Below are 279 nucleotides of genomic sequence, written 5' to 3'. Positions count from 1 at the left end.
CGCGACAAGCTGCTCAAGATGGAAGAAGGCTTAGGCAAGCGCGTGGTCGGCCAGTCGGAGGCGGTGAAGGCCGTCGCGACGGCAGTCAGGCGCGCCCGTGCCGGTCTTCAGGATCCCAACCGTCCGATCGGCTCCTTCATGTTCCTGGGGCCCACGGGTGTCGGCAAGACCGAGCTCACTAAGGCGCTCGCTGCCTTTCTGTTCGACGACGAGCACGCGATGGTGCGCATCGACATGTCGGAATATATGGAGAAGCACTCGGTTGCGCGGCTGATCGGC

The 279-nt window shown here is 63.8% G+C and carries 1 protein-coding gene; it reads left to right on the top strand.

Annotated features, from left to right (window positions below; genetic code table 11):
• The coding region (locus RAD04_RS38595) for an AAA family ATPase (RefSeq protein ID WP_461627955.1) at nt 1–279 on the top strand (279 nt) is incomplete at both ends.

Source organism: Bradyrhizobium sp. 25ACV (genome assembly GCF_054863005.1).
This window is presented reverse-complemented; position numbering and strand designations above follow the sequence as displayed.